Annotated in this window: 4 protein-coding genes; 1 reads left to right on the top strand and 3 read right to left on the bottom strand. The window is 71.4% G+C overall.

Going from position 1 to position 3,063, the window contains the following annotated elements; translation table 11 throughout:
• Positions 1-204: 204 nt before the first annotated feature.
• Genes CF8_RS00955 through mobA form a run of 3 tightly spaced genes read right to left on the bottom strand, consistent with a single transcriptional unit; the run spans position 205 to position 2,157 of the window.
• Positions 205-1,173, bottom strand: a complete 969-nt coding sequence (locus tag CF8_RS00955; protein ID WP_036489939.1) for an NAD(P)H-quinone oxidoreductase — start codon at positions 1,171-1,173, stop codon at positions 205-207.
• 6 nt (positions 1,174-1,179) lie between these two features.
• Positions 1,180-1,527, bottom strand: a complete 348-nt coding sequence (locus tag CF8_RS00950) for a DUF6457 domain-containing protein (RefSeq protein WP_010831266.1) — start codon at positions 1,525-1,527, stop codon at positions 1,180-1,182.
• A 51-nt stretch (positions 1,528-1,578) separates the two neighbouring features.
• Positions 1,579-2,157, bottom strand: a complete 579-nt coding sequence (gene mobA / locus CF8_RS00945) for a molybdenum cofactor guanylyltransferase (protein WP_010831265.1) — start codon at positions 2,155-2,157, stop codon at positions 1,579-1,581.
• A gap of 45 nt (positions 2,158-2,202) precedes the next feature.
• On the opposite strand from mobA, the gene CF8_RS00940 reads away from it, so the two are divergent.
• A complete protein-coding gene (locus CF8_RS00940) occupies positions 2,203-2,973 on the top strand; it encodes a carbon-nitrogen hydrolase family protein (protein ID WP_010831264.1) in 771 nt (256 codons plus the stop codon).
• Positions 2,974-3,063 lie beyond the last annotated feature (90 nt).

Below are 3,063 nucleotides of genomic sequence, written 5' to 3'. Positions count from 1 at the left end.
GCCCAACCTGTCCGGACAGAACACCTAGGGCGTGTCTCTCAATCCCATGGCCTGCTGCGCGCCGCCCGGCACGCACGCTGGCTGCGTTGTCGTCAGTCGCCATGGCTCCGCCATGTCTCCCTCCTCCGCCTTGCCAACGCACGCCCCGGACGACGCTCGCGACGGCCGAGGATCGAGAGACACGCCCTGACCCGGCACAACGACTCAGAGCGTGAGCACGATCTTGCCGATGTGCCCGCTGTCCTCCATCAGGCGGTGTGCGGCCTGGACCTCCTCGAGCGGCAGCCGCTCGTGGATGACCGGCACCACGACGCCTTCCGCGACGAGGGGCCACACATGCTCGACGACCTCCGCGCAGATGGCGGCCTTCTCCTCGGCCGGTCGCGCCCGCAGTGTCGTGGCGATGACGGCGCCGCGCTTGCGCAGCAGGGCGTTGATGTCGAGCTCGGCCTTCGTCCCGCCCTGCATGCCGATGATCACGAGCCGACCTGACGTGGCGAGGGCGTCGACGTTGCGGGCGAGGTACTTCGCACCCATGTTGTCGAGGATGACGTCGGCTCCGCCGACGGCGTTGAGCACGGCGACGAAGTCCTCCTCGCGGTAATTGATCGGCACGTCCGCGCCGAGCTCGGCGCACGCGGCCACCTTCTCCGCCGACCCGGCCGTGGCGAAGACCTTCGCCGACAGTGCCGTCGCGAGCTGGATCGCCATCGTGCCGATCCCGCCGGCTCCACCGTGGACGAGGAACTTCTCGCTCAGCTGCAGCCCGGCCACCATGAAGACGTTGGACCACACGGTGCAGGCGACCTCGGGCAGCGCGGCGGCGTCGACCAGCGAGACTCCCGCCGGCACCGGCATCAGCTGCCCGACGGGGACGGCCACGCGAGCGGCGTACCCACCACCGGTCAGGAGCGCGCAGACCTCGTCGCCGACGGCCCAGCCCTCGACTCCGTCACCGAGCGCCGCGATCGTGCCGCTGCACTCGAGGCCGATGATCTCGGAGTTCCCCTCGGGGACGGGGTAGAAGCCCATCCGCTGCAGGGTGTCGGCGCGGTTGACGGCCGTGGCGGCGACGTCGACGAGCACCTCGCCGGGGCGGAGGGTGGGCTCGGGTGCCTCACCCACGGACAGGACTTCAGGGCCTCCGGCACCGGAGGCGATGACTGCTCGCATGTGGGGTTATTCGTCCTCGTCCGTCTCGTCGTCTTCTTCGAAGTGTTCTCCGGAGTGGTCCACTGCCGAGTCGTCGGGCACCGGGTCGTCGATGTCGTCCGGGTCGGGCGCGTCGGCCGGCCGGTCCCAGTTGTCGGAGAGGTACTGCGCCTTGGCGGCGAGCTTCTCCACGGCCTCGGGGTCGGCGTCGGTCGAGCCGGCCGCGTATCCCAGCAGGTAGGTCGTGATGGGAGCCGCCGTCTTCTGCACGTTCGTCGCCGCTGCGCGCGCCAGGTCGAGGAGAAGGCCTTCGTCGACCTCGGTCTCGACATCGAGCACGTCGCAGAGCTCATCGATCCAGTCGTGGAGGTTCACCCGACCAATCTCTCGCCAACACCGGGCGCGCCGCAAGTGGCGAGCGTGTCGTCAGTCGTCGAGGTCGCGGAGGTCGGCCCACGTGTCGATGTCGCGGCCCTCGTCGCTGACGGCGGCGACCTCGGCCAGGTCGAGGTCGGCGAGCAGCCGGTGCAGCGCCATGCCGTGCTGTCCCTCGAGGTCGGGACGCACCCGGCGCAGGGCTTCGGCCGTCACCACGCCGCAGAGCTGACGACGCCCGCTCGGGTCGACGAGGAACGCCCCGTCGTGGCCCGTGGTCGCCTCGCGCAGCCGGCGGAAGGTGTGGGGCGAGACGCGGGGCATGTCCACGGCGAGCACCCCGACCAGCGTCGCCGGGCGCAGCAGCATGTCGAAACCGGTCAGCAGCCCGGCGACCGGACCGCCCAGCGGCGGGTCCTCGCAGGTGAAGGTCACCGGGCGGGTCGTGGGCACCGTCCGCGGTCCCACGACGACCACCTCGTCGGCGTCGAGGAAGCTGTCCAGGCCGATCTCCAGCAGCGAACGGCCGTGCAGCTCGATGCTCGCCTTGTCGATCCCGTCCATGCGCGCGGCGGTGCCGCCGGCGAGCAGCACGCCGCTGAAGCCGGCTGCGTCCAGATCGAAGTCCATGCCCGGATCCTCCCAGTGTCTCCCCCCGGCTGGCAGTCTGGGGGAGTGACCTCCCAGCTTCTCCGCGTCCGACTCGTGCAGTGGGCCAGCGCCCTCGACCCGTCGGTCAACCGCGCCCGCCTGGCCGAGCTGCCCGCGGAGGCCGCCGACCTGGTGGTGCTCCCCGAGGCCTTTGCCCGCGACTTCGGCGACCCGTCCCAACACCTCGGGTCGTACGCCGAGTCGCTGGCCGGCGACTTCGCGCAGTCCGTCGAGGCGCTGGCGCAGCGCCTCGACACCACCGTCGTGGCGGGCATGTTCGAGACGAGCGAGGACCCGGACCGGCCGTTCAACACGCTGCTGGTGCGGGGGGCCGCCGAGGCGACCTACCGCAAGATCCACCTCTACGACTCCTTCGGCTACCGCGAGTCCGAGCGCCTCACGGCGGGCGACATCTCGCCCCGGGTGGTGGAGGTCGCGGGCACGAGGCTGGGCCTGATGACCTGCTACGACCTGCGCTTCCCCGAGCTGGCCCGGATGCTGGTCGACGCCGGCGCAGAAGCCCTGGTCGTCCCCGCCGCCTGGGTCGCCGGCGACCGGAAGGTCGACCACTGGCGCACCCTCGTGCGGGCGCGCGCGATCGAGAACACCGTCCACGTCGTGGCGGTCGGCCAGCCCGCTCCGCGCTACTGCGGGCACTCCATGGTGGTCGATCCGCTCGGCGACGTACTCGTCGAAGCCGGGCCGGACGAGGCCGTCGTCGATGCCGTGCTCGATCGCGCGGTGCTCGACGAGGCGCGGCGGACCAACCCCTCCCTCGCCAACCGCCGGCTGTAGCCTCGTCGCCGTGTCCACGCCGTCGAATGGTCCCGTGAAGGGTCGCCGCATCGCGGAGAAGGCGGCGAAGGAACGACGCACCCCGAAGCT

It is taken from the genome of Nocardioides sp. CF8 (genome assembly GCF_000389985.1).
Lineage (GTDB): Bacteria > Actinomycetota > Actinomycetes > Propionibacteriales > Nocardioidaceae > Nocardioides > Nocardioides allogilvus.
The sequence above is the reverse complement of the archived record's forward strand: the minus strand, read 5'-3'. Positions and strand labels throughout refer to the sequence as shown.

What these genes read in the sequence shown, in the direction of transcription:
- CF8_RS00955 (WP_036489939.1), bottom strand. Translation starts at nt 1,173, where the DNA reads ATGCGAGCAGTCATCGCCTCCGGTGCCGGAGGCCCTGAAGTCCTGTCC.
- mobA (WP_010831265.1), bottom strand. Translation starts at nt 2,157, where the DNA reads ATGGACTTCGATCTGGACGCAGCCGGCTTCAGCGGCGTGCTGCTCGCC.